The organism is Candidatus Manganitrophaceae bacterium, from assembly GCA_012960925.1.
Classification (GTDB): domain Bacteria; phylum Nitrospirota; class Nitrospiria; order SBBL01; family JAADHI01; genus DUAG01.
In genome coordinates, this window is the sequence record DUAG01000043.1 from 1 (window position 1) to 26,160 (window position 26,160).

The window sequence follows — 26,160 nt, forward strand, 5'->3', positions numbered from 1 at the left end:
GAAAAACATTGAACTTCAAAACACCCAATCAGGTGTTTTTTAATTCAAACCCTTTTGTTGCACTTACTACTTGAATCCGCGAAACATATTATAGAGTATATACAGGCTAAATACAATAGTATCCACTTCATCACAAAAGGGAGGGAGATTCATCATGGAAACAAATGGGACGATACTTGTGACAGGGGCAACGGGGCAACAGGGAAATGCCATTGCAACCAGCTTGCTCGGACAAGGGAAGAATGTAAGGTCGCTTACACGTCATCTCTCCAAAGGAGAAGCGCTAAAGAGGATGGGATCGGAAGTGGTAGAAGGAGAACTGACGGATCAGGCCTCACTCGAAAAGGCACTGGAGGGCATAAAACAAGTCTTTCTCGTGACCACCCCCTTTGAGGCCGGAATGGATGCGGAAGTGAAACAAGGCCTGACTATGGTGGATGCTGCCAAGGCCGCCGGTGTGGATCATTTGGTTTATTCCTCGGTAGGAGGTGCAGATCAGAAAACCGGTATCCCTCATTTCGAAACAAAATGGCAGGTGGAGGAATATATCAAAAAGGTCGGAATCCCGGCGACGATCCTGCGCCCCGTTTTCTTCATGGAAAATTTCGGTTCCCCGTGGATGCTTCCAGCAATTCAAAACAAGAAACTGACCTTTCCTGTTCGTCCCGATCGGACCCTTCAAATGGTTTCATTAAGAGACATCGGGGCGTTTGGGGCCGCCGCTTTTATACGGCCTCAAGACTTTATTGGCCAGACCATTGAGCTTGCGGGAGATGAGATGACCCTTCCTGATGCGCTCAAGATGGTCTCCCAGTCGATCGGTCACACGATCGAATACGAACTTCTTCCAGACGAACAGGCCGAGGCCGCCTTGGGCCACGATTTTGCCGTGATGTTCCGTTGGTTCAACGAAGTAGGCTACAACGCCAATATTTCGGCACTTGAAAGGCAATGGGGAATTCCTCTGACGAAATTCAAGGAAGTGGTTGACAAGGCCTCCTGGGCAAAGACTGATTGAGGGGTCCTGAGGAGTTTTGACATTCGTTTTTCAAGATTTTTTATAGCGAGGAGATTTTACAGAAATGGATTTTCGGAGTGAACAGGGTGAGGATGGTGATTTTGTCAGGCAGAAAGACCAGTTTCGAGATTGGGTGAAAGGAGACTCCACTTCTTATTATCCTGCCGAGGCCGGTCGCTACCACCTCTATGTCTCCCTCGCCTGTCCCTGGGCGCATAGGACGATGATCGTGCGCTCGCTCAAACGGCTTGAGAGCGTCATTGGCGTCACGGTTGTAGACCCGATTCGTGACGAACTGGGTTGGGCATTCCGGAACGGTCCAGGGCATTCTGAAGATCCAATCAACGGGTTTCAATATTTGAGCGAGGCCTACAAGGCATCGGACAAGAAATTTAACGCCCGCGTGACGGTTCCCGTTCTTTGGGACAAGAAGCGAGGCCGTATCGTGAACAACTCAGAAGACGACATTGTCCGGATGTTGAATCAGGAGTTCGATGCCTTTACGGACAGCAATCTTGATCTTTACCCGGAAAGGCTCCGTCCTGAGATTGATGAGGTGAATGACCTGGTTTATCCCAATGTGAATAACGGGGTCTATCGCGCGGGGTTCGCGACGACACAGAAGGCCTATGAAAACGCCGTCCAAAGACTATTCAAGGCCCTCGACACACTGGAAGAATTGCTTTCATGGCAACGCTACCTCGTGGGAACCCAGCTTACCGAAGCAGATTGGCGGCTGTTTCCGACCTTGATCCGGTATGACGCCGTCTATCACGGTCATTTTAAATGCAATATCCGTCGTATTATCGACTACCCGAATTTGTATGGATATCTGAGGGACCTTTATCAGCACGACCGGATTTCAGAGACGGTGAATTTTGACCACATCAAGCGGCACTATTACATCACGCACACCGACATCAATCCCACCCAAATCGTACCCCTTGGACCCAAAATGGATCTCCAATCATCCCACGGTCGTGAGCGGTTAAAATATGCAGGGAGGGCTCTGATCCCTGGATGGACACTATTAAACCAGGGGGGACATAAATGAGCATTCAATTAAACCATACCATCGTGCCGTCACATGACAGGGATAAATCGGCTGCATTTTTCTCAAGAATATTAGGGCTGAAGAATGAAGGGGCGGGCGACCATTTTGTTTCCGTTCGTGTGAATGATACCTTGACTTTTCTTTTTGATCAAGAAGAAGAATTTGATTCTCATCACTATGCCTTCAAGGTGAGCGAGAAAGAGTTTGATGAAATTTTTGGACGGATCCAAAACGAAAAGATCCTTTACGGAAGTAGACCGTCTCAACGCGAGGACATGAATATTTACGAGCATGATGGGGGACGTGGTCTCTATTTTTGTGACGTGAATGGACATGTTTTAGAGGTTCTTACAGTGGAATAAAACCATGCTGAAAGAGATTATATTTGATGATCGAAGAATTATTGGGATGGAGTTCGATGGAGGGATCACCCTTCAGGAGATCGAAACATTCTGGGACAAGATCGAATCGATGCTTGAAAAAGAACAGAAATTGCGTGTCTATGTTGAAGTGAAAAACTTTGGCGTGATGGAACCGAAAGCCTGGTTTAAAAATATTCCCAAAAAGATACAGCACTTTTCAGACTTTGAAATGGAAGCCATTGTATCGGACAAATATTGGTTGGAAATATTGACGAAGATGAGCGATAAATTATTTCCCAGCATCAAAGTGAAACACTTCAGTTTCGAAGAAATTGATAATGCCAAGGCCTGGATTACGGGAACCACAGATTAAACAAGAGGAATCCTATATGACTCAAAAAAATAACGAGCCCTCCGATGGCGTTCTGGTTGTCGGAATCTGTGGCAGCCTCAGGCCTGGAAGTTATTCTCATAGTGCGTTGCGTATCGCCCTGAAAGGGGCACAGGAAGTTGGCGCTGCCACGAAGTTGATAGACCTGAGGGAATACCAGCTTATCCATTGTGATGGAAAGGAAGATGAAAGTCGATATCCCCCCAAGACGTATTCAGGCTCCGAAAAGAGGTCCACGCGGCGCAGGGGCTCATTCTGGCGACACCGGAATACCACGGCAGCTTCAGTGGGGTATTGAAAAATGCCCTCGATCTGATGGGGTTTGACGAAATTGAAGGGAAGATGATCGGACTTTTAGATGTATCCGGTGGAAAGTTGGGGGCGCTGAACGCCCTGAATGGTCTACGCGTTGTCGGGAGAGCACTTCACGCCTGGGTGATTCCAGAGCAGACCTCAATCCCAGAGGCATGGGGCATGTTTGATGATGAGGGGAACATCAGCGATACCGAATTAAAAGGAAGAATCATGGAGTTGGGAAGGCAGGTTGCGCGTTTCTCTTACCTGCATACATCCGAAGGGGCACAGGAATTTCTTCGCGCCTGGGAGGGTGCGCCATTGAACCCCGGAGGCGGTATTCACGATTAAACGGGTATTGGAGGGGGGCATGCTAAAGGTAAAAAGCACCACGTTCGTTCTTGGGATCATTGTTTCGATTTTGATGATGATGGGTTCCGCCTTTGCGGTTGAAAATACCTGAAAAGCGGCGGAGGGCGTTTACAGATATGGTCCCGGCAATGGCTATTTTTCGATGTTTGTGGTCACTCCAGAAGGCGTCATCGTCGTGGAGCCGGTGAATACGTCGCATTCCAAAGGTCTGCTGATAGCGATTCGAGCAGTGACGGACAAACCGATTCGATATCTGTTGCACAGTCATAATCACGGGGATCATTCCGGCGGCGGAAAGGTCTTTCGGGATGAAGGGGCCACAATTATTGCCCATGTGGAGGCCTACGAATGGATGAAGGTCAATCCTCATCAGGACATGGTCCTGCCGGACGAAAGTTGGGCGGGAAACCGGAAGGATATTACTTTAGGTGGGGTAAGGATTGAATTGCATTATATGGGAATGAATCATGGCCTGGGTATGACCGTATTTCGTTTTCCCAAAGAAAAAGTGGTCTATATCGCGGACCTGGTGACTCCGAATCGGGTTCTGTTTTCCATCGTCCCTGATTTCAATATCAAGGAATTTAAACGAACCCTTGCAGAAATTGAAGAAATGGAATTTGAAAGAGCGATATACTCCCATTCGCAAGCAAAGGAAGCTTTTGGTTCGAAGATGGAAGTGACACAAACACGAGAATTCATCGAAGATATACAGGGAGCGATCTTTGCGGAGTTCAAAAAGGGGACATTTTTTATGGAGATTCCCACTACCGTGAAACTCCCAAAATATAAAGAGTGGGCGATGTACAAAGAGTGGCTATCTTTAAATGTGTGGAGAGTCATGCTGGACATGCATATGGGTCCCTTCCCTTGGAGGACCGACCACGCGTATGAAATAAACGATTAGGGAATTTGCGACCGGAAGGCGACCCTTGTTAAGGAACCTCTGATGAAGTCTGGGTTGAATTTTTCGGGAGATAAAATGTCCCGCTTCTGCGTAGTAAATCGTTCCTTGACTAGATCTGCTGGGTAGTTATAAATTGCTCTATCAAGTTCTTGTACCAGACTAAAAATGAGCAGGAGGCCTCATGTCAAAAGCACGTGTTGTAGACCGCAAGCCAATGAAAGTCGAGCTCGATCCCGGTGAATACTATTGGTGTGCTTGCGGGAAATCAAATAACCAACCGTTCTGTGACGGTTCACATACAGGAACCGGAATTACTCCGGTTCCCTTCAAAGTCGAGGAAAAGTCGGAAACCTGGATGTGTCTTTGCAAGCAGACCGGGGATGCTCCTTTTTGTGACGGAACGCACAAATCTCTGCCGGAAGATGTTGAAGAATTAGACTATCCGCCAAAATCGAAAACGGGGATGCCCGCGCCAAGGAATACTGCTGAAGAACCCGCACTTGAGTTCATCCATGCTCTGGCTGCAGATGGGCTTGAAAAACTTGGGCATCACGGCGAAATGGCGGCAATGGGTGTTCCACGCACGGATCTTCCTTTGTGGGAGGACATTCAAATTCTAACCGCCCAGCTCCACCATCGGCCTTTGCTCGAAGACACGGCGGTTGGAACAGGACTTGTCATTGGCCCAAATGCACAAAAACCGCTACGCCTAGAGATACCGATATTGATATCCGACATGAGCTTTGGCGCGCTTTCCGAGGAAGCCAAGACCGCAATGTCGCGCGGGGCCGAGTTGGCCGGAACCGGAATTTGCTCAGGCGAAGGGGGGATGTTATCCGAAGAACAAAAAGCCAATACGCGTTACTTTTACGAACTGGCTTCCGCAAAATTCGGGTATGAGGAAGCGTTATTGAAGCGCGTGCAGGCATTTCATTTTAAGGCGGGACAGGCGGCAAAGACGGGTACAGGAGGACACTTGCCGGCGGCGAAAGTCACCGAGAAGATCGCCGCTGTGCGCAAGCTACCCGTTGGCCAGGCCGCGATCTCCCCTCCCGCTTTCTGTGAGTTCGAAACGCCAGCTGATTATAAAACTTTCGCAGATCGGGTGAGAGAAATCTCAGGCGGTATCCCTGTGGGTTTCAAGATGTCCGCACAACACATCGAACAAGACATCGACTTTGCGCTAGAGGCGGGTGCCGATTACATTATACTCGATGGCAGAGGCGGCGGTACCGGCGCGGCACCGCTGCTGTTTCGCGACAACATTTCTGTCCCGACGATCCCGGCGCTCGCCCGTGCGCGGCGTCATCTTCACAAGTGCAATCGCGAAGACGTAACGCTCATCATTACGGGGGGTATTCGTACCCCGGCTGATTTCATTAAGGCCTTGTGCCTCGGTGCGGATGGCATTGCGCTCGCCAATAGTGCTATGCAGGCAATCGGCTGTGTCGGAGCGCGCATTTGCAACACGAACAATTGCCCCGCAGGGGTTGCAACACAAAAGGAAGAACTCCGGGCAAGACTTCAAGTTGATGTGGCTGCAGAACGCCTTGCCCGTTTTCTGAGAGCATCGGTAGAACTCATGCAGATTATGGCACGCGCTTGCGGACACAGACATCTCCGTGAGTTTAACCCGAATGACATCACATCATGGAAAAAGTCCATTTCCGATATTGCTGGAATTCAATATGGCGGGGTCGCGAAAGAGTAAAAAAGTGGTTTTACGCATCGTACCGGATCATGCTCGCTATATGTGTTCGTATAAAAACTAAAGTCTTTGTCCCGACCATCCGATAACAATAGCAATCACCAGTGGAATGGAATCATTCGACGGACTGTTAACGGAGGGGCAAGATGCAAACAATTTCGAATACCCGACCCGATCTCTTTTCTCCTTTGACCTTACCCAGCGGAGATCCAGGGACTCTGAGTAAGACGCAATCTTCTCAGTACACGCTTCAAGTACAGAAAAGGTCGGAGATTACCCTGTTTACACAAGAGGGAGATAAGGTCACATTGTCTTCGTCTGCAAGCCTGGATGTTGGTTTCGCAACATATAACAGCCAAGGCCTTATTAATGGGGCAGTTTCTGAGACCTCTGCAGAGGCTTTTTATTTGAATCAGGAATTCGGCCTAGAACTTACGGTCGAAGGCGATCTGAATGAACAGGAACTGAAAGATATTGTAAAGGCCCTGAAGACCGTCAAAAAACTGTCCTACGATTTCTTTTCGGGTAGAACAGATCATGCCATAAAAAGGGTGTCTAAACTCAATGGATTGGAGACAATCTCGGGTTTTGATGTCTGCCTGCAATATGACCGCAGTGCATCGGTTCAAACGGCATCGACACAAGTTCTGACACCCCCAAGCCCCGCACCCATTGAAGAGGCTGGACTTCCCCAAGAATCGGCCGACCTCTTGGGCGGTCCGGAGTCCAAGTCAACCCTGACGGCCGAGCTGGGAGAACTTGTTCAAAAGATGGAAGAGGTTGTTGTGAATTCTCCTGCTGAATCCGCAACCCTTACGGGGCATGTAAATCGTTTTCTAGAGCATTTCTTAGAGAAATTTTCTCAGAACAACCACGAAAGCCAATTTGAGTTTCAGGTCATCAGGAAAATCCAGGTTGAGCTTGTACAGAGATTTGTAGAAGCGGCAAAGAGCGAGGAGACGGGGATTCGTTCAAATGCAGAACCGATTGAAGTTTAGATCTGGAAATACATCTTCAGACTAAGTCAAAACTGATCTCTACCGCAAATAGCCAGAGGGGTTAGGAGGCCCTTTTAATAAATTCTTCCGTGAACCTTTCTTCGTACATCGCCTCTCCCACCCTGCCATCGTAGAATATGATTCCTCTCCGAAATCATTGTTTTAGAATTTAGGGGAGGAACACCTTGCCCCCTCTGGAGTGCCTAAGATCCAATACGCCGGTCCTGGAGAGTGAGGGCGAGCGTCTACGTGAAGTGATATGGTAAACTCATATTATGCTGTGTAGCAAGAACCCGTTTATCCCCTAATTCCGCGATTTCGAAATTAGAAACCGCCGAGTCGCCTGAAATGACTGCGTTATCGGTCAACGGCCTCCTCACCGTACGGGTGAGTACGCTTCGGTCGCCCTTGTGTCCTCTGGCCTTGTCCTCCAGACGACTTGACGGTTTATCCCAAGATCCAATCGCCGATCTTGGGTTATATAGGGACGAGGTCTATGAGTATACCGATCGCCGTGTTTTTACTTTTTGGTCTTGGGATACCACTTTTCGCATTTCTATCCGGGCTGTACTATATTAAAAAAAACAAGAAGAGCGAAAATAGAATCAACCGTGTTGTCATGCAAACGATAGATGGCCCTCGTGACGCTGCCAGCCTTCTTCATCGACTGTCCATGTCCAGTATCCTTGACTTGGAAGGCAGTAAAGAGATTGTCGAAGCTTGCGACAGAGTGAAGAAAGAAGTCGGAAAAAATCCAATCCCCGATAATTGCGGTCTTTCATCAGATGATCTGAAAGATTTTTTCACCTATGTTTCTGTGAATAAAATTGATTTAAGAAACACGTCGATTCAAGAAGTGACCAAAAACTACAAGAATAAAATGACACTCAATGTGGCGGCATAGCCCGTGTTGACCTAAATGTGACCGTCAAGGTTCTGCCTTCCGAATCAAGTGGAAAATCTCTTCCCCTGCCCAATCGTTCTGGATTCTAACTTTCATCCTCTATGAAAAATCATTATAATGGCCCTATTTCAATGGGGGAGTCCGTTGTTTGACAACAAGAGAAATAGCGACTGATGAACGACCGAGAGATTGAACAAATTAGGAAAAAACTGCTTTGCCTCCGGTCAGAGCTTCAAGAGCTGGAGGAAGCATTCAAGAAGACGAGCAAGCCTGTAGAGTTGGATCAGAGCAGTGTCGGCAGGCTTTCCCGCATGGATGCGATGCAGGCCCAGCAAATGGCATTGGAGGTGACCAGACGACGTCAGAGTCGGCTCTTGAAGATTGGAGGAGCCTTGCGCCGGATTGGGTCAGGCGAGTACGGCGACTGCTTTATCTGCGGCGAAGAAATAGGTGCGCGTCGGCTTTCCGCCGACCCAACAAATACGCGTTGCATCGGATGTGTCGAGAAGTAAATTCTCAATTTGATCTTTAATAATCATGGAGTCGTGCGATATACCCAAGATCGGCGATTAGATCTTGGGTTAAACCGTCAAGTCGTCTGAAAGACAAGGCCAGAGGCCATAAGGGCGACCGAGGCGTACTTACTCGAACGGTGAGGAGACCGTTGGCCGATTACGCAGTAATTTCAGGCGAATCGACGGTTTCTAATTCCGAAATCGCGGAATTAGGGATATACATGCAACTTGACCGACCAAACCCCACGCCTTCGTGTTTCACTGCGATCGACTTCGAGACAGCAGACTACGAAGCGGACAGTGCCTGTGCTGTTGGGCTTGTGAAGGTCGTTGGGGATCAAATTGTAAAAAAAGAACGCTTCCTGATCCGGCCTCCCAGGCCATCTTTTGTCTTCACCTATATTCATGGAATCGACTGGGTGCAGGTTGCCCGTGAACCGACCTTCAAGGAGTTGTGGCCGGTCATCCGTGATATGCTCACTGGCGTTGATTTTATTGCAGCGCACAATGCCCGGTTTGATCAAGGCGTGCTGTATGCGTCCTGCAAGATCGCCGGCCTGGACCGGCCGGACCCTCGTTTCGTCTGCACCGTAAAACTCTCACGAAAAGTATGGGGGCCTTACCCGACCAAATTACCCAATGTCTGTGATCATCTCGGCATTCAACTCAAACATCACGATCCCCTCTCAGACGCCGAGGCCTGCGCAAGAATTGTCATCGCCGCGATGAAGACGGGGTATTCACCCCCTCTTTGAACGAGAATTGGGCACATGTTCCCCTTCAAACATTTAAGTTCTCTGCTTGAGATCATAATATTCTGAGAGGCTTGGTTTTTCCCTGATCCTGGCATTGGATTTTTGAAGATTGATTCGTTAGTATGGAGAAACTTGAATCGGGGTGAGCCCAGATTATGCCGCAACAGAACGGAAATTCAAAATCTCTCGAATCCTGGATTTGGGATGCCGCTTGTTCCATTCACGGGGCCAAGGACGCGCCGAAGTATAAGGCATCCTGCCGCTGATCTTTACCAAGTGGCTATGTAATGACTTCGATGACGAGATCAACGCATGGCCAGAGCGGTCGGCTTCCGAACCCTGCTTCACGAACTGATGACTGCGTCAATTCCTGTTCATGAGTTGGAGTCAGGGAACCTGCAGAACTGATGTTATGAAACTTCTTACCGACATCCTGAAATGGACCGAGACACTCCCTGAATGGCAACGCGATGCGACGCGGCGCCTTCTTCAGAAAGAAAGTCTATCTGACGAGGATTACGCGGAACTCTATGCTTTGCTAAAAGCAGAACATAACCTATCTGACACGGGAGAACTAAAGGGTCATCCCTTAGCCGAAGATCATCTTTCTTCTGAGATCAAGCCTGGAGAGACCGTGATCCTTAGATCGATGCGAGAATTGACGAATGTAAATCACATTGCACTGGGCCAAACACTGCCCTTTTCCGCATCTGGAATGACAGTTATCTATGGAGGGAATGGTTCAGGGAAATCTGGCTACGCCCGTGTCATGAAAAGTGCGTGCCGGGCCCGCGACCAGTCGGAGCAAGTGCATCCTGATGCAACCGACCCAGCAGCCGTAGGCGCTGTTCCTACGGCAAAGTTCGACATAGAGATCGATGGAGTGTCAGAGGAAGTGTTTTGGTCCCGAGACGATGTTCCCCCTGAGAAGCTTTCGATGGTTGCAGTCTTTGATTCTCGTTGTGCAAGGTCATATCTCACTGCCGAGCATGACGTTGCCTATCTACCATATGGTCTTGATATCGTTGAGAACCTTGCAAACAAGGTGTTGCCTGAGCTTACTCGACGACTGGATGCAGAGATCGCAGCGATTGATATCGATCTTCAGCCATTCGATCATCTCAAAGACGAAACGGAAGTCGGCAAACAGATTCTTGGCCTAACTGCCAAATCTGACAAGGCGACAATCAATGCCCTCGGAACTCTATCTAAAGTAGATACAAATAGAGTTACTGAACTGAATAAAGCACTAAACGAACCAGATCCAACGGTAAAAGCGAAGGAACTGAGCCTATCTGCTTCGCGACTCAAAGCTCTGGAAGACTCTTTTTGATGCCGCAAGAAAGTACTCAACCGAGGTTGCTAAGACCGCTAAAGAGGAGAGACAGAAACTCGAAAAAGCGAAGTAGAAAATTGAGAATGTCGGCCTGAGAATAGGGCTGGATGCTACCGTTACGGAGGAGATCAGGTTTTTGGATGCGTCGCTACCTCCCATCCTTGAGGTTTTTGAGGAAAATATCGAAACGCGGAGAAAATCTATGCTTGTCTCCCTTATTTCGCACGATTGGTGTACGGTCTTCAAAGTCCCTGAGAACCCCCACAAGAAAATTCGTGCTCTCGCCGCGAGCCAATTGAGAGTATCGCGCACATTCGCCCGAGCCGCAGACAAAGAACGGAAAAAGGAACTGACCATTGTGAGAGACGAACTCGTTGCGCGGCAAAATCTTTCCAAAAGCTTGGATGCTGTTCTAGCTCTTCTGCAACGTATGAAAGACAAAGCCACGCTTGAGAAGTGCAAGCCGAGCCTGAGAACAAAACCGATATCTGATAAATCAAAAGAATTTGCCAGCAAAGCTGTCACCAAGGAGTTGAAGAAAGCTTTGGATCGAGAATTCAAAGCGCTAGGAATTGAGCATATCAAAACAAAACTCAGAGAGCGAAACGAGCGAGGTAAAATGTTTCACCAGTTGCTATTGGATTTGCCAACGACCAAGAAGCTCGATGAAATACTCAGTGAGGGAGAGCAACGTGCAATTGCTTTAGGCGCATTCTTAGCGGAGCTTTCGCTGGCAAATCACACGTGTGGAATCGTATTTGACGATCCGGTCTCATCTCTGGATCACTGGAGGAGAAGGGACGTAGCAAAGCGCTTAGTTGATGAAGCGATTCGCCGTCAGGTAATCATATTTACTCATGACACTTCGTTCCTAGGCCAATTGTGTGATGAGATTGATGAGATTGGTTTGCCCAATTCAATGCTGTTTTTAGAATGGTTCGGGAATTTTCCAGGGCAGGTCAATGGCGGGCTTCCTTGGGATCACCAAGGCTACAAAGAACGAATCGATGTCCTTGAACAGGAGCAGAGCAAACTTGCCAAGACTTGGCCAGTATATCCCGGAGAATCGGAAAGGGCTAAGATGCGGCAACAATATGACCGACTTAGAGCAACTCTAGAGCGAGTGATTCAGGATGTAGTTTTTAATGGTGTCATGAAGCGCTACCGAGACTGGATACGAGTGAGCAACTTGGTAGAAGTAGTCGGTTTTGAACCCTCGGAGTTCGAAGCGATTGATAAGCTACACAAACGTTGTAGCGACGTGGTTACTTCTCATGACCCTTCTTCTGAAAAGGCAGCACCAGTTCCTTCGGCAAAGAATTTAGCTGATGACATTAGAAAATTAAAGATTCTTGTTGATGGAATCAAGCAGAGGCGTAAGGCAGTCAAGGCTGTGACATAAAGCAAGGGTACAGCCCAACACCTGGAGAACACAAAATTGCTTTGATTGAATCTTGAATTAGAAATGAAAATCAGAAAAGAAAAATTCATCAGAACAATTAAAACAATTAGTAGTGCCTAATTATTAATTTATTATTCGTTATTATTTACGAATAATAGTGTTTAATTACAGCAAATCGTTACTTTAGACGATTTGACTTTACAGAAAATATCTGGTAGATATCGTCATGTATGACGATATCAAAACCTCTCTCAGATGAGGCCATTCTTGCCGAAATTGGCCAGCGTGTTGTGTGCCGCCGACTTGATCTTCAATATACCCAGGCGGACGTGGCCGAGCAGGCGGGTATTGCCAAGCGGACGGTAGAGCGACTTGAGGCCGGGTTCTCTGTGCAGATGTCGACTCTGATCCGGATTTTTCGGGTGCTGGATCTGTTGCCGGGTCTGGATCGTATGATTCCGGAGGCCGGGCCAAGACCGATGGATTTGCTCAAGAGAAAAGGAAAGGTGCGTAAACGCGCTTCGTCCCGCCGCCCTTCGGATCGCTCAGATAAACCCTGGACCTGGGGTGACGTGTCATGAACACGGTTGCCGAGGTCAGGCTCTGGGGTCGGTCGATTGGCGCGGTATCCCTGGACGATGAGGATGAAGTCGCGGCCTTCGAGTACGATCCGGCCTTTGCCAAAAGTGGCATCGAGATTTCGCCGCTGATGATGCTGCTATCCAGCCGTGTTTTTACCTTTCCCGAACTCTCCCGCAAGACCTACTATGGATTGCCCGGCCTGCTGGCCGACTCACTCCCGGACAAGTTCGGCCATGCGCTGATTGATGTCTGGCTGGCCACCCAAGGCCGAAAGCCGGAATCGTTCAATGCGGTCGAGCGGCTTTGCTATACAGGTGAGCGGGGCATGGGGGCGCTGGAATTTGTGCCCGCGATTGGACCGAAAGCCTGGAAGGTAAACCGGATACAGATTGACAAGCTGGTTGAACTCGCGTCGGAAATCCTCACCCATCGCAATAACCTTAGGGCTTCCTTCGCCGATGAAAAGAAGGAACAGGCCCTGACCGATATCCTGCGGGTCGGCACCTCGGCCGGTGGCGCTCGGGCCAAGGCCGTGATTGCATGGAATCCATCGACCAATGAAGTGTGTTCCGGCCGGGGTCCGGCAGGTGAGGGCTTTGAATGCTGGCTGCTTAAGTTTGACGGGGTCAGGGGGAATCGGGACAAGGAACTTGAAGCCCCGCAAGGTTACGGTGTGGTTGAATACGCCTATTACAGAATGGCGAAGGACTGCGGCATTGATATGAATGAATGCCGGCTGTTTGAGGAAAATGGTCGGCGACATTTTATGACGCGGCGTTTTGATCGTCTGGCCGGTGGGGAAAAACTTCACATGCAATCACTCTGTGCGCTGGCCCATTACGATTTCAATATGGCGGGCGCCTACAGCTATGAACAGGCGCTGCTGGTGATTCGGCAGTTGGACTTGCCCATGCGCGTGATTGAGGAACAGTTTCGACGCATGGTGTTTAACATCGTGGCCCGTAATCAGGACGACCATGTCAAAAACATCGCCTTCCTGATGGACAAGTCAGGAAATTGGTTACTTTCGCCCGCTTTTGATATGACCTACAGCTATAACCCTGAAGGTCGCTGGACGGCCAGCCACCAGATGACCCTGAACGGCAAGCGAGATGACTTTACCCTGGATGATTTCAAGGCCTGCGGGAAGGCCGCCTCGATGAAGCGCGGGCGAGCAGAGTCCATTCTTAACGAGGTACGGGAAACGGTATCCCGCTGGAAAGATTATGCCGAAGAAGCAGGTGTCTCGGTTTTTGTGGGCGATCAGATTCAGCGGACACTTCGTTTGAAAGGCTTTTGATGAAACCAGGAGAATACAAAACCGTTCAGTCCGGAATTCTCAAGGACGTTGAGGAAATCGGCTGACGCTTTGTTCCCCGTGAAATAGCGGAGAAGCGGCGCGTTTTGAGAAAATTAAGAAGCTGACCGTAAAGGCGGTAACGGAAGGAAGGGCATCCATTTGATCAAGAGCATTGAGAGGAAGGCGGAGGAAGAGCGAGAACGTCTTGTGTGAGCTAAGCAAGAAGGTGACCTTTGCGATCCTTGCCGAAAGTGATGATCTGAATCAGGTGACTACCCTTTGTTTTAATAACCAATCTTAAAGGAGCCTCACCATGAAGAAAAATAAGAAAAAGAAAGAGGTTGATCCTAGCATTCCGAAATGTTCCTTTTGCGGGAGGCGTAATACGGTGAAACATATAGATGATCGCTTGTACAATTGCGAATATTGCGAAAAGATGTTCCAAATAGATAAGTAAATAAAGATAGGGTGCAGTTGTCAGGGTGCAGGAGTGTGATCAAAAATGCAAGTATTCTTAGGACCCTTTCACCCATATTTAGAAGACGCCTTCGTCGATGAAGTACGGCGGTACAAGTCTTCGGATCGGCTTGTTCCGTTGCTTGTTCTGGTTCCTTCTGATGCAATTCGGCGGCGGCTGAAGACTCTCCTCGTCCTAGACCACGGTCTTGATCTCATAAATTTCCAGATCCTTACCTTTCATCAACTTTCCCGACAACTTTACGAAGAGCAGTACGGATCCTCTGAACCGGAGTTGCGTGAGGACCTCTTTCTTGAAGAGAGCTTGCGAAGTCTGATACGGAAGGACTATGCTGCCGGTTCCCCATTTTCGGGACTCGATGAAATGGAAGGGGGATGTGCTGCTTTGTGGCAGACCCTCCGAGATCTGAAGGACGGCCTGGTTTCTCCTGATATGGTCATTCAGGCCGTGAAGGAGGGCCACTTTGGAACGGGGGCGATTGCAGAGCTAAGCCCCCTGTTGAGGCTTTCTCTTGATTTTCAAGAGCATTGTAAGACTTGGTCGATACGGGATTACACCGACCTTGATAACATGGTGATGGATCAGATACCGGCCTCCCGGTTTCTAAAGAAGTTTCATCATATCTTCCATTATGGATTTTACGACCTGACCCAGGTCCAGACCGAGCAGTTTCAGTCGGTGGCGAGGCACTATGCGACGACTCTTTTCTTTCCCCTCTTGCAAGGACATCCCGGCTGGGTCTTTGCCCAGCGGTTTTACGATCGATCTGTCCAGACGCTCGTAAGCGATCCAGCACAGGTCACCGATTTGCTTCAATTGCAGCCAGATTCGGGTTCAATCTGTGACCATCTCTTCTCTGAGGAGGTCTCGGAAGAATTTGCGGAAGCCCAAACAACCGGCGCTTCCTGTACCATCATCTCTTGTTCTGGGGAGCGGGATGAAACCCTAACGGTGGCCAAGGAGATTTTGAGACTTGTCTCGGATGAAGGGATCTCTTTCGGGGATATCGGCATCGTGGCCCGGAACCTGTCGGCCTACGCAAGGCCCATCATGGAGATTTTTACAGACCACGGAATTCCCGTTTCAAGTTCGGCCCAGGAACCGGTCGTCCGTCACCCCCTGGCCAAGGCCGTCCTCCTTCTCACCGGTCTTTCAAGCAAGGATTATATTCGTAGCGAGGTGATTGATCTTCTTTCTTCCCCTTACCTAAATACCGGAGAGGTTTGTCCGGAAGGGATTGTCCCTCGGCCGGATCTCTGGGAGAGTTTGACCCGGCGCATCGGGGTGACCCGCGGAATGGACAAGTGGAAACGCCTGAAACAATTTATTGAACGGGAGGAAAGGAGGGGCCAGGGCAAGGACAGGGATAAGGGAAATAATGCCGAGCGATTGGTTCAGTACAAACAGGCACGCTGCCTATGGGAGGTTTTCACCCGTTTGCAACAGAATCTGAGTGATCTTCCCGCCAGGGCCGAATGGTCAGACTATGCGGAGCATTGGAAGCGGCTCTTCAAAAAATATCTCAACATTTCCGCCGTCGAAGAGCAGAGAACCGAAGGCACTAAAGGAAGCGAATGGAACAAAGAAGATGATATCTGTGAAGTGATCTTGGATACCCTGGAAAACCTTGCTGCTCTGGACGCGGTCATTTCTCCGATTTCAATGCAACATTTTATCGAGACCTTCACCCGTTGGCTGGAGCGAAGCTCCATTGCGATAGCCGACCAAAATATTTCCGGAGTGTCGGTGATGGATGCGATGGCGGCGCGTGGTCTTCATTTCAAGGTTCTTTTTCTTCTTGGCATCAACGAGGGAATTTTTCCCCGGACCATCCGGGAGGATGCCTTCCTGAGAGACGGCCACCGCCGCACAATGGATGCAACTTTAGGATACAAAGTCGGGGAGAAACTGGCGGGCTATGATGAAGAAAAACTCCTTTTCAGCCTTCTGGTCGGTGCTGCAGGAGAGCGGCTTTATTGCCTCTACCAACGTTCAGATGAGCAGGGAAAGCCTCTTGCCCCCTCATGGTATCTGGACGAACTTCGAAAAGGGCTTGGAGAAACAGGCCGCGTAAGAGAGCGCGTCATACCTCGTGGCCTTTTAGAAAAGCGGGAGGTTGTGCCCTTTGAGCGGGCGGATCTGCACACGCCCCAGGAGCTTTCCCTGCAGTTGGCCATGACGTCTCAAGACCCTGGCCCTCTTTTTGTACAGCTCCCCTTGTCCCAAACACTTTACGTTCACGGTCTTCAGACATTGAAAATCCTTGAAGATGAAGAACTGCTGTGTTCATACGACGGGATGGTTGGCCCGCTCCCTGATCATTGGAAATCCGTTCAAAAAAAGGGGGTGTCACCAACGGCGCTGGAGCACTACGCCGAATGCCCCTTCCAGTATTTCGGAACAAAGATTCTGGGGCTTCGCCTCCTGGATCGGCCCGAGGAAAGCGCTGGTCTCGAGCCGGCGGATACAGGCGAGCTGTGCCACGCCATCCTGAAGCAGGTCTACGAGGCGTTGATGGCGCAGGTCTATTTTAAGAAAAAATCTACAGACATGGACTGCCGAGATATCCGGGAGGTTCGAGATACAATAGAGGGGCTCAGCCGAAAAATATTCTCCAAATATGAGCAGGACAATCCGGTCAGTTATCCGGTCGTCTGGGAAGACCTGAAAGAGCGTATCGTGGACCTGATCGAAGAAGTGATCCAGTATGACCGATCTCATCTTTCTCAATCTGGTGATGCACCCATCGCCCTGGAGGTCAAATGCGAAGGGCGACTGGAAGGAGTGTGGCCGAACATCCCGGACTTCATCGGGGAGATGGATATACAGGGCCGGATCGATCGGATTGATTATCACGAAGAGAAAAAGCGCTATCGTGTCATCGACTATAAATACAAGACAGGGAAAAATCAAAGCACCCAGGATAAAAATCTGATGCAGGCCGCGGTCCGTGGACAGCGCCTCCAGCCCCCCCTCTATCTTCTCCTTGCAAAGCGATATGCCGCCGAGCAGGAGATTAGCAAAGCTGACTTTCCCGCTGAGGCGGCATTCTATTTTCTTGCCCCGAACTGGGACAAGGGTCCCATTGTCGTGAGTAAATTCCCGGCGAACGGGTGGGAGGGGGAAGTGGGTGGGATGTTAAAAAATACATTTACTCTCTTATTGAAGGGCATCCAGGAGGGCCGATTTTTTATTCTTCCCGGAAGCCATTGTGATTACTGTGATCTGTCGACGATCTGCCGAATGAACCATCTTCAGTCAAAGCGGCGGGCCGTTCAGGACCCGCTGACGCAGGAGCATCAGGCACTTCGCACAGTAAAGATTTCGAAGAAAAAACCATCTAATCCTAAGTTGAAAATGGATAGATCCAGATGACGGTTCTATTAAGTGACCAGAACGAGCGCGACCTGGCCGCAACCACCTTTGATCAGAATGTTGTCGTCACGGCGGGTGCCGGGACGGGAAAGACCTCTCTCTTGGTCAACCGCCTCGTCCATCTCCTGATGCGGGAACCGGATCCGGTCAAGATCACAGAGGTGGTTGCCTTGACCTTTACGAACAAGGCGGCCAACGAGATGAAGATACGCCTCAGAGAAGAGATTGAATCGTACATCGATCTGAAATTAGATTCTGAACCCGCCGATGAAATCGAGAAAAAAATACGAAGACAGGTTCATGACCTGATTAATCGCTACCACCTCTCAAAGGAGGAGATTGATGAAAGGGCGAGGAAGGCCCTGCGCCAACTGGAGCGAAGCAATATCGGGACGATCCACAGCTTCGCCGCGACCCTCCTCCGTTTGTATCCACTTGAGGCCGGGGTAGACCCCGGTTTCTGTGAGGGGGAAGAAGGGGCGCTTGAGAAATATTTTGAAGCGCAATGGGCCGACTGGCTGGAGGGAGAATTGTCCCTTCGTTCTTTGCGAAAGGAGAAATGGAAGAAGGCGCTTGGACGGTTCTCTCTGGAAGAGATTCATGATCTTTCCTTGGCCCTCTGCTCAGAGACTGTCCCGTTGAAACGTCTTGATGTGCTTCTTCATCAGGAAAAAATCTTGTCAACCGTACAAGACTGGTTGAGGCAGCTTGAAACGTTTGCGACTGACTTGGGCACACGGCACCCCGGTGGGCGGAACATTGAAGTGATGACGCGGGCGGCAGGAGAAATCATCCAAGAAGTCCGGGTTCATCAGAGGGTCAGGCCTGGCCGCTTGAAAGAAGCGCAGGAATGCATCACATCCGGGAAAAGCGTATCGGCGGTTAAGGGCTGGGAAGAAGAGGACGTTGAACAGGCCAAAATATTGCATCGGGTGGCCGGTCGGCTTCTTCAGATTGACCGAAACCAGATGTCTCTTCTCCACGAACTGCTTGTCCCTTTTGTCGCGCCCTTCCGAGATCGTTTTCTCAAGACCGGGGCGATCTCCTTTGATGGACTCTTGGTGAGGGCAAGAAACCTGATCCGTGATCGTCCATCGGTTCGTGAAGAATTAAAGAGGCGGTATCGGGCCATCCTGATCGATGAGTTTCAGGATACCGACCCGGTACAGTATGAGATTCTTCTCTTTCTCTCTGAAGTGCCGGGACGAAGATCTAAGGACTGGCGGAAGGTATCCCTTGAAGTCGGGAAGATCTTTGTCGTGGGCGACCCCAAACAATCGATCTATGGCTTTCGGCGGGCCGATATCGAGGCCTATCTCCACGTTGTTCAGGATCTCATCGAAGCCCAGGGCGGAATTCACCTCAGGTTGACGACGAACTTCCGAAGCCATGCAAAGATTTTGAATGTGGTAAATGGCGTATTTGGGCAGCTTATTGTCCAGAAAAGAGGTTTTCAGCCGTCCTATGTCGGGATAAGGCCACCGGAGAGAACGGAGGCAGAATCTCAGACGGAATCAACGCGCTACCCCTTTAGAACGGTTGCGCTGCGTTGTGTGCGAAGCGAAGATGAGAAGATGAATGCTGATCAGGCAAGGCGATTGGAGGGGGAGGCCATTGCCCGCTGGCTTTCCGAGGAGATCCTTGGCAAGGCCGTCTTTTTTAACAAGAAGGCGGAACCGGTAACCGTTCAGAGGAAGGATGTGGCAATCCTGATGCGAACCCTGACCCATGTCCATGAAGTTCTGGAACCCTTGAAAAGAAGGGGTATCCGATACGTGGTGGAAGGAGAGAAGCGTTTCTTCGCATGCCAGGAGGTCGTCGATGCCATCAACCTGCTGAGGGCAATTTCAAACCCGGACGACACCATCGCCCTGGTTGGAGTCCTCCGTTCAGCGATGGGAGGTTTCAGTGACGCCGAGATCTATGCGCTGTGCCGGAAGAATCTTTTGGACTATCGCGTGCACTTAGAAACCAAAGAAATCGATGAGATATTTTCGGAATTGGGGAAAATCGGTTCCATCGTCAAAGAGTTTTATGCCTGCCTTCATCGCCTGCATCATGCAACTCAAAAGCTTCCTGTCGGAGAGGCCGTGGCCCGTATTTTTGAAGAGACGGCGATCACGATTCTGGCGGCGCAATCCCTTCATGGGGAGCAGGCGGTGGCAAACCTCGAAAAGATCAGGCGGGTGACTGAAAGATTAGGGGAGGACGGAAAGGTGACGTTTAGACAGGTCATTGCCGAGCTGGAGCGATCGGTCACAGAGATGAAGGAAGAAGGAGAAAGCCCACTGGCAGAGGAAGCTGTTGATGCAGTTAAAATTTTTAGCGTACACAAGGCCAAGGGCCTGGAGTTTCCTGTTGTGATTCTGGCGGGTTGTCACAGCTCCGGAAACCGGGGAAGAGGCGATCATATCAAGGTCCTTCATGACTGGTTTAGCAACCTGGTCGGGCTTCAGGTCGGGGAGACCTGGGATCTGTGCGGGATCTACATTGCGGAGAAAGAGCGACTCCGTGAAGCCGAAGAACAAAAACGGGTACTCTACGTCGCCATGACCCGTGCCCGTGAACACCTGATGATCTTCTGCGCGCCCACCGGGCGGGGTGAAAACGGGAGTTTCCTCATGATGTTGTCTGAGGCCATGGGAGATCTCACCGCGGGAGAGGGTTCGGAAAGCATTGCGGTTGGCGAAGGAAGGATTGACACGCATATTGTTAAAGCAGGACTGGCGCCAAGGGCCGCAAACGCAACACGGTCAGGCGAAATCAGTGCTCCCGTCCAGGTCGATTGGAAGGATTATGCGGAACAATGGACTGCACGGATGCAGCGATACGATGAAACTCTCAAGCGGCCCATCTTTGTCACGCCGACTTCACGGAAGCAGAACGAGAGGACCTTGGCGGAGAGCGTGTCGGAAAAGAGAGGGAAGTCCTTGCCTGGAGATGCGGTGCGGGTTGGGCAGTTGGCGCATCGATTTCTTCAGGACTGGGACTTCTCGTCCAATCCAGAATCTTTTCGAAAAGCACTCACCCCCTTTCTCCGCAATCGTTTAGGGGCTGTTTCTGAACAAAACCGCCTTGCGATTCGACGCGATCTGGAAGAAATCTTCAAGGTCTTCCTAAAATCAAGCCCATATGAAACCATTCGTCATGCAAAGATCCTGGGCCGTGAGATTCCCTTCCTGATCTCATGGGAGGGTCAGATCATAGAGGGGGTGATCGATATAATCTATGAAAAGGACGGGAAACTTTATGTCGCCGATTATAAAACCGACCGGGTCAGAAAAGAAGAGATGAAGCAGTCGGCAGAGGGCTATCGTCAGCAGATCCTAATCTATTCCGAGGCCGTCCGGCGGAGTCTTCAAAGAGAGGTCTCCGGGACCCGCTTGATTTTCCTGAGAATTGGGGAAGCGATTGACCTCTGATGAAAGATAATCCCTTGAGAGGTGCAGAATACCTGCTGCGTGGTTTGGTTCTCATCCGGCAGTCTGGGCTCCGCCGATATGTACTCATCCCGCTTGCGATCAACGCCGCTCTCTTCTCCTTGATCATCTGGTTTGTGGCCGGACAGTTTGACCGTCTGATCACATGGTTGCTGCCGACATGGCTCGACTGGCTGGAATGGTTTCTCTGGCCGCTGTTTGCTGTAAGCGCGTCGATCCTGATTTTCTTCACTTTTATTCATCTGGTTCATTTTATTGGGGCACCCTTTAATGGTCTGCTTTCTGAAGCAGCGGAGGCTCATCTTAAAGGAGGTCCCGCGAAGGAGGAAATGGGGTGGAAGAGAATGATGGCCAACCTTTGGCCCATTCTCCTCTCGGAATTCAGAAAAACAACCTACTTCATCTCGCGAGCCATCCCGATCCTGCTCCTCTTCTTCATCCCCATGGTCAATGTTCTTGCTCCCTTTGTCTGGATCGGGTTCAGCGCCTGGATGCTGGCCCTGGAATATTCCGACTACCCGATGGGGAATCATGGGATACTGTTCTCAAAACAATGGCCGATCCTTAAGGAGAAGCGGCTTATGGTTCTGGGTTTTGGCGGTGCAACCCTCCTGCTTCTGATGATTCCTTTTTTGAATTCCTTTGCGATGCCGATGGCCGTAGCAGGCGCGACCGCCATGTGGGTAGAGCAGTTCGCAAAGGAATGATATTGGCCGATTCGAATAAATATTTTCATCTGAAATTCCTTGTGTTAATCTGGGTCTGTGCCGATTTAGGTTCGAAGGGTGTCTGCGCATAGTGTTGAAGAACCTCGCCTCATAGCGGCAAGGATTGCGCTTGTTATGTATGTTCAAAGAGATTTTTAATTTTTGATGAAGGAGAAATAAAAATGGGACAAAAAGACAAAGGTAAAAAAGAAAAACAAACGAAGCCTAAAATGACACTCAAGGAAAAAAGAAAAGCAAAAAAAGAAAAGAAGGTTTAATAAGGGTATCGTCCACATGTACCTAAAAGAATAACAACATCGAATTTATGAGTGAGCCACAAGCCAATAACCCTCTCCACGGCATTACCCTGGAGCAGATCGTGAATAGCTTGGTTGCGCATTATGGATGGAGCGCCTTAGGCAAGCGGATCAACATCCGCTGTTTCAACAGCGATCCGTCCTTGAAGTCCAGCCTGAAATTCCTGCGAAAGACACCCTGGGCCAGAAAAAAAGTCGAGAACTTATACCTTGCCGTTCAGAAAAATAACGGCCGGTAATCTTGTCTATAGTTGCATAGGACGATTGACAGATGATTGAATTCATACCTGCACGAATACTCAAGAAAGATTTCGATATCTTCGGGCACTTCTACTCAGTCACCCTGAGATCAGGAGATAAGATTGACTGTAGAAGCGTTCTTGAAATTGTGACAAAGAAACGAAAAAAAAATGGGATAGACTCAATATTAAAACAAGCGCCCGATGCAATATTTATCATGATGAATCCGGGGTCATCCATCCCCCTAGAACCGATCAATAACGCCATTTCTGAGGCGGGGATAAATCGGCTTGCCATCTCCCTTGTGCCAACAAGGCCAGACACCACGCAGTATCAAGTCATGAGAGTAATGCATTATTGTGGCTGGGATCATGTAAGGGTATTAAATATTTCCGATATGAGAGACCCTAAAAGTGGAAATTTTATTACGCGATATAGAAAAGTCGAGGAAAGTACAGGATTCCAGGCCCACTCTATTTTTTCAGGTGAGAGAAGGGATGAACTGAGAGGCAAGTTGCTTAGAAAGCCGGAGGCACCCATTGTCTATGCCTGGGGTGTCAGCGCGGACTTGGACCCACTTATTCAAAGGTGTTTAACTCGGATATCAGGCATGCCCGACAGGTCGGATTTTGCCGGACTTCTTAAGCCAGGAACGGATAATAAGTATTTCCATCCATTGCCAACCCTCCAAAAAGACAAAATGAAGTGGGTGAACAATATACTTGAAAAAATGAAACCCGAACAAGCAAGGGCTTGACCCGAACGATCAGGGGTATTCTTTTTTGGAGGATGACTGGAAAAGAAATTAGCGATTTGTTAATCTTGAGTGGTAGAACAATCGCTGCCAAAGATTATTGCCCACTCCAACAAGGAGGTGATCACCATGCCGATTCAAACGATATTGGTTCCAACCGATTTTTCCGAGTTAGCAACCGAGGCGGTCGACTTCGCATTTTTAATGGGCGAACAAATGAAGTTAAGTATGATTTTTCTATATGTGGATGAATGGCCCGATCATTCAGACCCGATGGCGCCCCTCCATAACGAGTATGGCATCTACAAGAAAAATGATGCGAGCGCGTTATTAAATGACTTGGTTCAAAGGGCGAAAGATCGGGGTCTGAAAGGAAGTAAGGAGTTGGTCGACGGAGTCCCGTCTGTCGAGATCATCCGGACGGCCAAAAAACGAAAGACCGACCTTATTGTAATAGGAACACACGGAAGAACCGGCGTTACGCATATCATGATTGGCCGTCAGGCGGACCAGGTGATCCGGGAATCCCCTTGCCCCGTCGTCACAGTGAAGAGCACGAAACACGAATATCCGTCGGCTTAAGAAGAAAGAGGGACAAAGGCTCAAGCTAAAATCATGGCCAGTTTCTCGGTGCGCGTCTTTGCCTTGATCTCCAATTCCCTTTTTGCCGCAGCCGACCGACTTTTACAGGGTTCTTTATAAACAAGCCGGAATGGCCCGCGACCCTTCGTAAATCGCGCCCCTCTGCCCGTTTCGTGTTCTGAGATTCTCCGCAACAGGTCCGTCGTGATGCCCGTGTAGAGTTTCCCATCGGCACATTCCAGGATGTACACTGTCCAAGTCATATTTTTACGTTTTTCCTGCTCCTCGGATCGCATAATTATTTTTCTAGAAATAGATCTCAGAGGAGTTTGGTCTCTTCTTCCCCCGCTTCAGGGAGTTCGAGCAGGGGGATGGATTGGATGGCATTCCCGGCGATTCCTTTTACGGAATTGTACATGTGGTTTGTGTTGAGCAGGACTTTTTGGATTTGTTTTTCTCTTTTCTTCCAGATGCCCATCATCGCTCTTTTTTCTGACTCCAGATCTGTTTGCAGTTGATTGAAGCCCTCAACGATGGCTTCAATCTGGAGCCTGAATTCGTTGCCGGTCAGAAAGTCGTAAAGCATCCCCATCTTGTCGCCCTTATTATCCTGGATTGCGATGGCCTGACTCACACGAATAATCGACTCTCGGAGTGCGACACAGAGGCCTTTAAATTCCATAAAGGTACAAATCCAGATGCCTTCTTTAATCCCCATTCTTTCCATGTCCGTCGGCATCGACTCGGTCACCAATACGCCGATATCGGCATTTTTCTCGCGAATATCTTTTTTGAATTTCTCGATCCAGCCCGGCTGAAAACCCTTCGTCCGTTTGCTTTCATAGTAGATGGTTCCACAGTTTTGCCGGGTTCTTGTATGGATTCGTTGAAGACAGTCCGCGCCCCTTGCGCCTTTTTTTATTTCCTCTATCGTGTCCATAGGGAATTGTCCAGCAAGCCATTCCTCAATGGCCAGCTCCTGTACTTCACCCTGTGTCTGCATGGAACCCTGCTCAGCTTGTCTTTGGGCCGCTTTTAATTTCTCATTCAATTGGCGAATGACCTTCTCTCTTTCAGCAAGTTTTAAGAGAGATTTTTCTCCTTCAATTTTTATAATCTTATCTCTTTCTTCAGATATTTTTTCATTCAGGCGTTTTTCTGATTCTGCTTCGATAGACTCCTTGAGCTCATTTTTCTCTCTTTTCAATCGTTCTATGTCTGACTTGGCTTTGTTAAATTCCTTGAGTTGGGACGATTTTTCATTGAGCTCTTCGTGCAGCGATTTCAGTTGATGTGATTGTTCTTCGGCCAAGTCCGCCTTGATTGTTGTTTTTAATCGCTTCTCCTCTGCCCTTATGCCCTGTTTTATTTTTTCCGCGACAATAAGATCCTGCTTCTCCCTTGCTTGCGCAAGTTTTTGGCGTTCCTCATTCATTGAAGTGAGTTGGTTCTGATAGTTGTTTCTTTCTTTCGCCAATTCCTCCCGATACTTCCTTTTGAGGGCTTCATCGACCTGATGATATAAAATATCGTTTACATCAATCTCTTCGCCACAATTCGGGCAACTTATTTTATTGGCTGTTTGTTTCATCATTCAGGTTCCTTCTGGACTGAGAGGCAATACAGGTATTCTTGGTCGCTTCGACCTTCCTCACGTTTTGCCCGGAAGGGATGGGTCTCGCGAAGCAAAAGAGAGGCATGTTGAAGAGTGATAGTTTTTATCCTAAGGAAGAAGACATTTCGGGAGAACCGGGCTTTACCGCGATGAGGATTTGGATTGTCAGAAGAGAGTAAAGAAATTGGGTGGATTCCAGTGAGTTCATCTCTGACGGGATGAGGGCTTGGTCTAAAGTCCGTTTCCCGTCTGCGAGTTGAATCAGTTCCTGCATGACGGGTGAGAGTGGTATCTTTTTGGACAGCCGTGGGAGATCTCCAGAGGTTTCTATGATGGTGTTCGGAGAGGGCCTTCCGTAAACTTGTATTCTCCATTGATCCAGGTAAAGAGGCTCAGAATGATTTCCTTGGCCTGTAAGATCACGCCCTCAAAGAGATCTTTTGGTTCAATGAAGCCTTCTTCCACGAGAATGGTTCCCTGTCGCTTTCCTGTCTTCTTCAGGAGTTCAACCGATCGTTCGTATTCCTTGTACCGGATTTTCCCGGTTTTTAACAGGACCTCGCCAAGCCGGTCATCCGGATACAGGGAGACCGCGAAGATGATCTCGCCATTTTTAAAATAAATCGACTTATTGAGGTCATTCCGGAAAAGATTAAGTACCCCGGTTTTTTCATTTTGCCAGATGGTCTGAAGTGTTTTTGGAAATCGTATGTCCTGAAGGGAGCCGGTTGGCGTAAAGAAATCTTCTGTCATT

The 26,160-nt window shown here is 49.2% G+C and carries 23 protein-coding genes and 2 pseudogenes; 22 read left to right on the forward strand and 3 right to left on the reverse strand.

Annotation, left to right across the window (positions count from 1 at the left end; translation table 11 throughout):
- Positions 1–154: 154 nt before the first annotated feature.
- The 22 genes and pseudogenes from EYQ01_06195 (at position 155) to EYQ01_06300 (ending at position 23,791) form a co-directional block, all read left to right on the forward strand.
- Positions 155–1,018, forward strand: coding sequence for an NmrA/HSCARG family protein (locus EYQ01_06195; GenBank protein HIE65388.1), 864 nt, complete (start codon positions 155–157; stop codon positions 1,016–1,018).
- A 64-nt stretch (positions 1,019–1,082) separates the two neighbouring features.
- On the forward strand, positions 1,083–2,072 hold the full coding sequence (locus EYQ01_06200) for a glutathione S-transferase family protein (protein HIE65389.1): 990 nt from the start codon (positions 1,083–1,085) through the stop codon (positions 2,070–2,072).
- Positions 2,069–2,434, forward strand: coding sequence for a VOC family protein (locus EYQ01_06205; GenBank protein HIE65390.1), 366 nt, complete (start codon positions 2,069–2,071; stop codon positions 2,432–2,434). Before EYQ01_06200 ends, EYQ01_06205 begins: the two co-directional genes overlap by 4 nt.
- Before the next feature lie 4 nt (positions 2,435–2,438).
- Positions 2,439–2,807 (forward strand): STAS/SEC14 domain-containing protein, encoded by a 369-nt coding sequence (locus EYQ01_06210; GenBank protein HIE65391.1) that lies wholly within the window; start codon positions 2,439–2,441, stop codon positions 2,805–2,807.
- A 16-nt stretch (positions 2,808–2,823) separates the two neighbouring features.
- Positions 2,824–3,470 (forward strand): annotated as a pseudogene (locus tag EYQ01_06215) (NAD(P)H-dependent oxidoreductase).
- 163 nt (positions 3,471–3,633) lie between these two features.
- Positions 3,634–4,398, forward strand: a complete 765-nt coding sequence (locus tag EYQ01_06220; GenBank protein HIE65392.1) for an MBL fold metallo-hydrolase — start codon at positions 3,634–3,636, stop codon at positions 4,396–4,398.
- A 181-nt stretch (positions 4,399–4,579) separates the two neighbouring features.
- Positions 4,580–6,109: a glutamate synthase gene (locus EYQ01_06225; protein ID HIE65393.1), complete on the forward strand. Its 1,530-nt coding sequence runs from the start codon at positions 4,580–4,582 to the stop codon at positions 6,107–6,109.
- Between the two features lie 143 nt (positions 6,110–6,252).
- Positions 6,253–7,104 (forward strand): hypothetical protein, encoded by an 852-nt coding sequence (locus EYQ01_06230; GenBank protein HIE65394.1) that lies wholly within the window; start codon positions 6,253–6,255, stop codon positions 7,102–7,104.
- Positions 7,105–7,600: 496 nt separating this feature from the next.
- Entirely contained in the window at positions 7,601–8,008 is a 408-nt protein-coding gene (locus EYQ01_06235; protein ID HIE65395.1) for a hypothetical protein, read from the forward strand.
- A 173-nt stretch (positions 8,009–8,181) separates the two neighbouring features.
- Entirely contained in the window at positions 8,182–8,520 is a 339-nt protein-coding gene (locus EYQ01_06240; GenBank protein HIE65396.1) for a TraR/DksA family transcriptional regulator, read from the forward strand.
- A 224-nt stretch (positions 8,521–8,744) separates the two neighbouring features.
- Positions 8,745–9,278, forward strand: a complete 534-nt coding sequence (locus EYQ01_06245) for an exonuclease (GenBank protein ID HIE65397.1) — start codon at positions 8,745–8,747, stop codon at positions 9,276–9,278.
- A 155-nt stretch (positions 9,279–9,433) separates the two neighbouring features.
- Positions 9,434–9,588: pseudogene (locus tag EYQ01_06250) on the forward strand (SAM-dependent DNA methyltransferase).
- A 102-nt stretch (positions 9,589–9,690) separates the two neighbouring features.
- Entirely contained in the window at positions 9,691–10,611 is a 921-nt protein-coding gene (locus EYQ01_06255) for a hypothetical protein (protein ID HIE65398.1), read from the forward strand.
- A 139-nt stretch (positions 10,612–10,750) separates the two neighbouring features.
- Complete coding sequence (locus tag EYQ01_06260; GenBank protein HIE65399.1) at positions 10,751–12,016, forward strand: hypothetical protein; 1,266 nt, start codon at positions 10,751–10,753, stop codon at positions 12,014–12,016.
- 230 nt (positions 12,017–12,246) lie between these two features.
- The gene (locus tag EYQ01_06265) at positions 12,247–12,597 is read left to right on the forward strand and encodes a helix-turn-helix domain-containing protein (protein HIE65400.1); all 351 of its coding nucleotides are present in this window, start codon (positions 12,247–12,249) and stop codon (positions 12,595–12,597) included.
- Positions 12,594–13,898, forward strand: a complete 1,305-nt coding sequence (locus tag EYQ01_06270; GenBank protein HIE65401.1) for a type II toxin-antitoxin system HipA family toxin — start codon at positions 12,594–12,596, stop codon at positions 13,896–13,898. Before EYQ01_06265 ends, EYQ01_06270 begins: the two co-directional genes overlap by 4 nt.
- Before the next feature lie 502 nt (positions 13,899–14,400).
- On the forward strand, positions 14,401–17,751 hold the full coding sequence (locus tag EYQ01_06275) for a hypothetical protein (protein HIE65402.1): 3,351 nt from the start codon (positions 14,401–14,403) through the stop codon (positions 17,749–17,751).
- Positions 17,748–21,173, forward strand: coding sequence for a hypothetical protein (locus tag EYQ01_06280; GenBank protein HIE65403.1), 3,426 nt, complete (start codon positions 17,748–17,750; stop codon positions 21,171–21,173). The genes EYQ01_06275 and EYQ01_06280 overlap by 4 nt, the downstream gene beginning before the upstream one ends.
- A complete protein-coding gene (cysZ, locus tag EYQ01_06285) occupies positions 21,173–21,898 on the forward strand; it encodes a sulfate transporter CysZ (protein HIE65404.1) in 726 nt (241 codons plus the stop codon). The genes EYQ01_06280 and cysZ overlap by 1 nt, the downstream gene beginning before the upstream one ends.
- A 325-nt stretch (positions 21,899–22,223) precedes the next feature.
- Positions 22,224–22,454 carry a DUF2132 domain-containing protein gene (locus tag EYQ01_06290; GenBank protein ID HIE65405.1) on the forward strand — a complete coding sequence of 77 codons (231 nt, stop codon included), beginning with the start codon at positions 22,224–22,226 and terminating at the stop codon, positions 22,452–22,454.
- Positions 22,455–22,486: 32 nt separating this feature from the next.
- Complete coding sequence (locus EYQ01_06295; GenBank protein HIE65406.1) at positions 22,487–23,212, forward strand: DUF1643 domain-containing protein; 726 nt, start codon at positions 22,487–22,489, stop codon at positions 23,210–23,212.
- 69 nt (positions 23,213–23,281) lie between these two features.
- The gene (locus tag EYQ01_06300) at positions 23,282–23,791 is read left to right on the forward strand and encodes a universal stress protein (GenBank protein HIE65407.1); all 510 of its coding nucleotides are present in this window, start codon (positions 23,282–23,284) and stop codon (positions 23,789–23,791) included.
- Between the two features lie 20 nt (positions 23,792–23,811).
- Here the strand turns inward: EYQ01_06300 and EYQ01_06305 are convergent, their stop codons facing one another.
- From EYQ01_06305 to EYQ01_06315, 3 genes are all read right to left on the reverse strand, one after another.
- Positions 23,812–24,054: a GIY-YIG nuclease family protein gene (locus EYQ01_06305; protein HIE65408.1), complete on the reverse strand. Its 243-nt coding sequence runs from the start codon at positions 24,052–24,054 to the stop codon at positions 23,812–23,814.
- Positions 24,055–24,110: 56 nt separating this feature from the next.
- Complete coding sequence (locus EYQ01_06310) at positions 24,111–25,385, reverse strand: DUF2130 domain-containing protein (protein ID HIE65409.1); 1,275 nt, start codon at positions 25,383–25,385, stop codon at positions 24,111–24,113.
- Positions 25,386–25,733: 348 nt separating this feature from the next.
- Complete coding sequence (locus EYQ01_06315; GenBank protein HIE65410.1) at positions 25,734–26,159, reverse strand: DUF4388 domain-containing protein; 426 nt, start codon at positions 26,157–26,159, stop codon at positions 25,734–25,736.
- Position 26,160 lies beyond the last annotated feature (1 nt).

Excerpts from the sequence above, each read along its gene's own strand:
- EYQ01_06290 (HIE65405.1), top strand. The coding sequence starts at position 22,224 with ATGAGTGAGCCACAAGCCAATAACCCTCTCCACGGCATTACCCTGGAG.
- EYQ01_06210 (HIE65391.1), top strand. The coding sequence starts at position 2,439 with ATGCTGAAAGAGATTATATTTGATGATCGAAGAATTATTGGGATGGAG.
- EYQ01_06200 (HIE65389.1), top strand. The coding sequence starts at position 1,083 with ATGGATTTTCGGAGTGAACAGGGTGAGGATGGTGATTTTGTCAGGCAG.
- EYQ01_06225 (HIE65393.1), top strand. The coding sequence starts at position 4,580 with ATGTCAAAAGCACGTGTTGTAGACCGCAAGCCAATGAAAGTCGAGCTC.
- EYQ01_06195 (HIE65388.1), top strand. The coding sequence starts at position 155 with ATGGAAACAAATGGGACGATACTTGTGACAGGGGCAACGGGGCAACAG.
- EYQ01_06220 (HIE65392.1), top strand. The coding sequence starts at position 3,634 with ATGTTTGTGGTCACTCCAGAAGGCGTCATCGTCGTGGAGCCGGTGAAT.
- cysZ (HIE65404.1), top strand. The coding sequence starts at position 21,173 with ATGAAAGATAATCCCTTGAGAGGTGCAGAATACCTGCTGCGTGGTTTG.
- EYQ01_06310 (HIE65409.1), bottom strand. The coding sequence starts at position 25,385 with ATGATGAAACAAACAGCCAATAAAATAAGTTGCCCGAATTGTGGCGAA.
- EYQ01_06275 (HIE65402.1), top strand. The coding sequence starts at position 14,401 with ATGCAAGTATTCTTAGGACCCTTTCACCCATATTTAGAAGACGCCTTC.
- EYQ01_06315 (HIE65410.1), bottom strand. The coding sequence starts at position 26,159 with ATGACAGAAGATTTCTTTACGCCAACCGGCTCCCTTCAGGACATACGA.
- EYQ01_06245 (HIE65397.1), top strand. The coding sequence starts at position 8,745 with ATGCAACTTGACCGACCAAACCCCACGCCTTCGTGTTTCACTGCGATC.
- EYQ01_06305 (HIE65408.1), bottom strand. The coding sequence starts at position 24,054 with ATGACTTGGACAGTGTACATCCTGGAATGTGCCGATGGGAAACTCTAC.
- EYQ01_06255 (HIE65398.1), top strand. The coding sequence starts at position 9,691 with ATGAAACTTCTTACCGACATCCTGAAATGGACCGAGACACTCCCTGAA.
- EYQ01_06280 (HIE65403.1), top strand. The coding sequence starts at position 17,748 with ATGACGGTTCTATTAAGTGACCAGAACGAGCGCGACCTGGCCGCAACC.
- EYQ01_06235 (HIE65395.1), top strand. The coding sequence starts at position 7,601 with ATGAGTATACCGATCGCCGTGTTTTTACTTTTTGGTCTTGGGATACCA.
- EYQ01_06230 (HIE65394.1), top strand. The coding sequence starts at position 6,253 with ATGCAAACAATTTCGAATACCCGACCCGATCTCTTTTCTCCTTTGACC.
- EYQ01_06240 (HIE65396.1), top strand. The coding sequence starts at position 8,182 with ATGAACGACCGAGAGATTGAACAAATTAGGAAAAAACTGCTTTGCCTC.
- EYQ01_06265 (HIE65400.1), top strand. The coding sequence starts at position 12,247 with ATGACGATATCAAAACCTCTCTCAGATGAGGCCATTCTTGCCGAAATT.
- EYQ01_06205 (HIE65390.1), top strand. The coding sequence starts at position 2,069 with ATGAGCATTCAATTAAACCATACCATCGTGCCGTCACATGACAGGGAT.
- EYQ01_06295 (HIE65406.1), top strand. The coding sequence starts at position 22,487 with ATGATTGAATTCATACCTGCACGAATACTCAAGAAAGATTTCGATATC.
- EYQ01_06270 (HIE65401.1), top strand. The coding sequence starts at position 12,594 with ATGAACACGGTTGCCGAGGTCAGGCTCTGGGGTCGGTCGATTGGCGCG.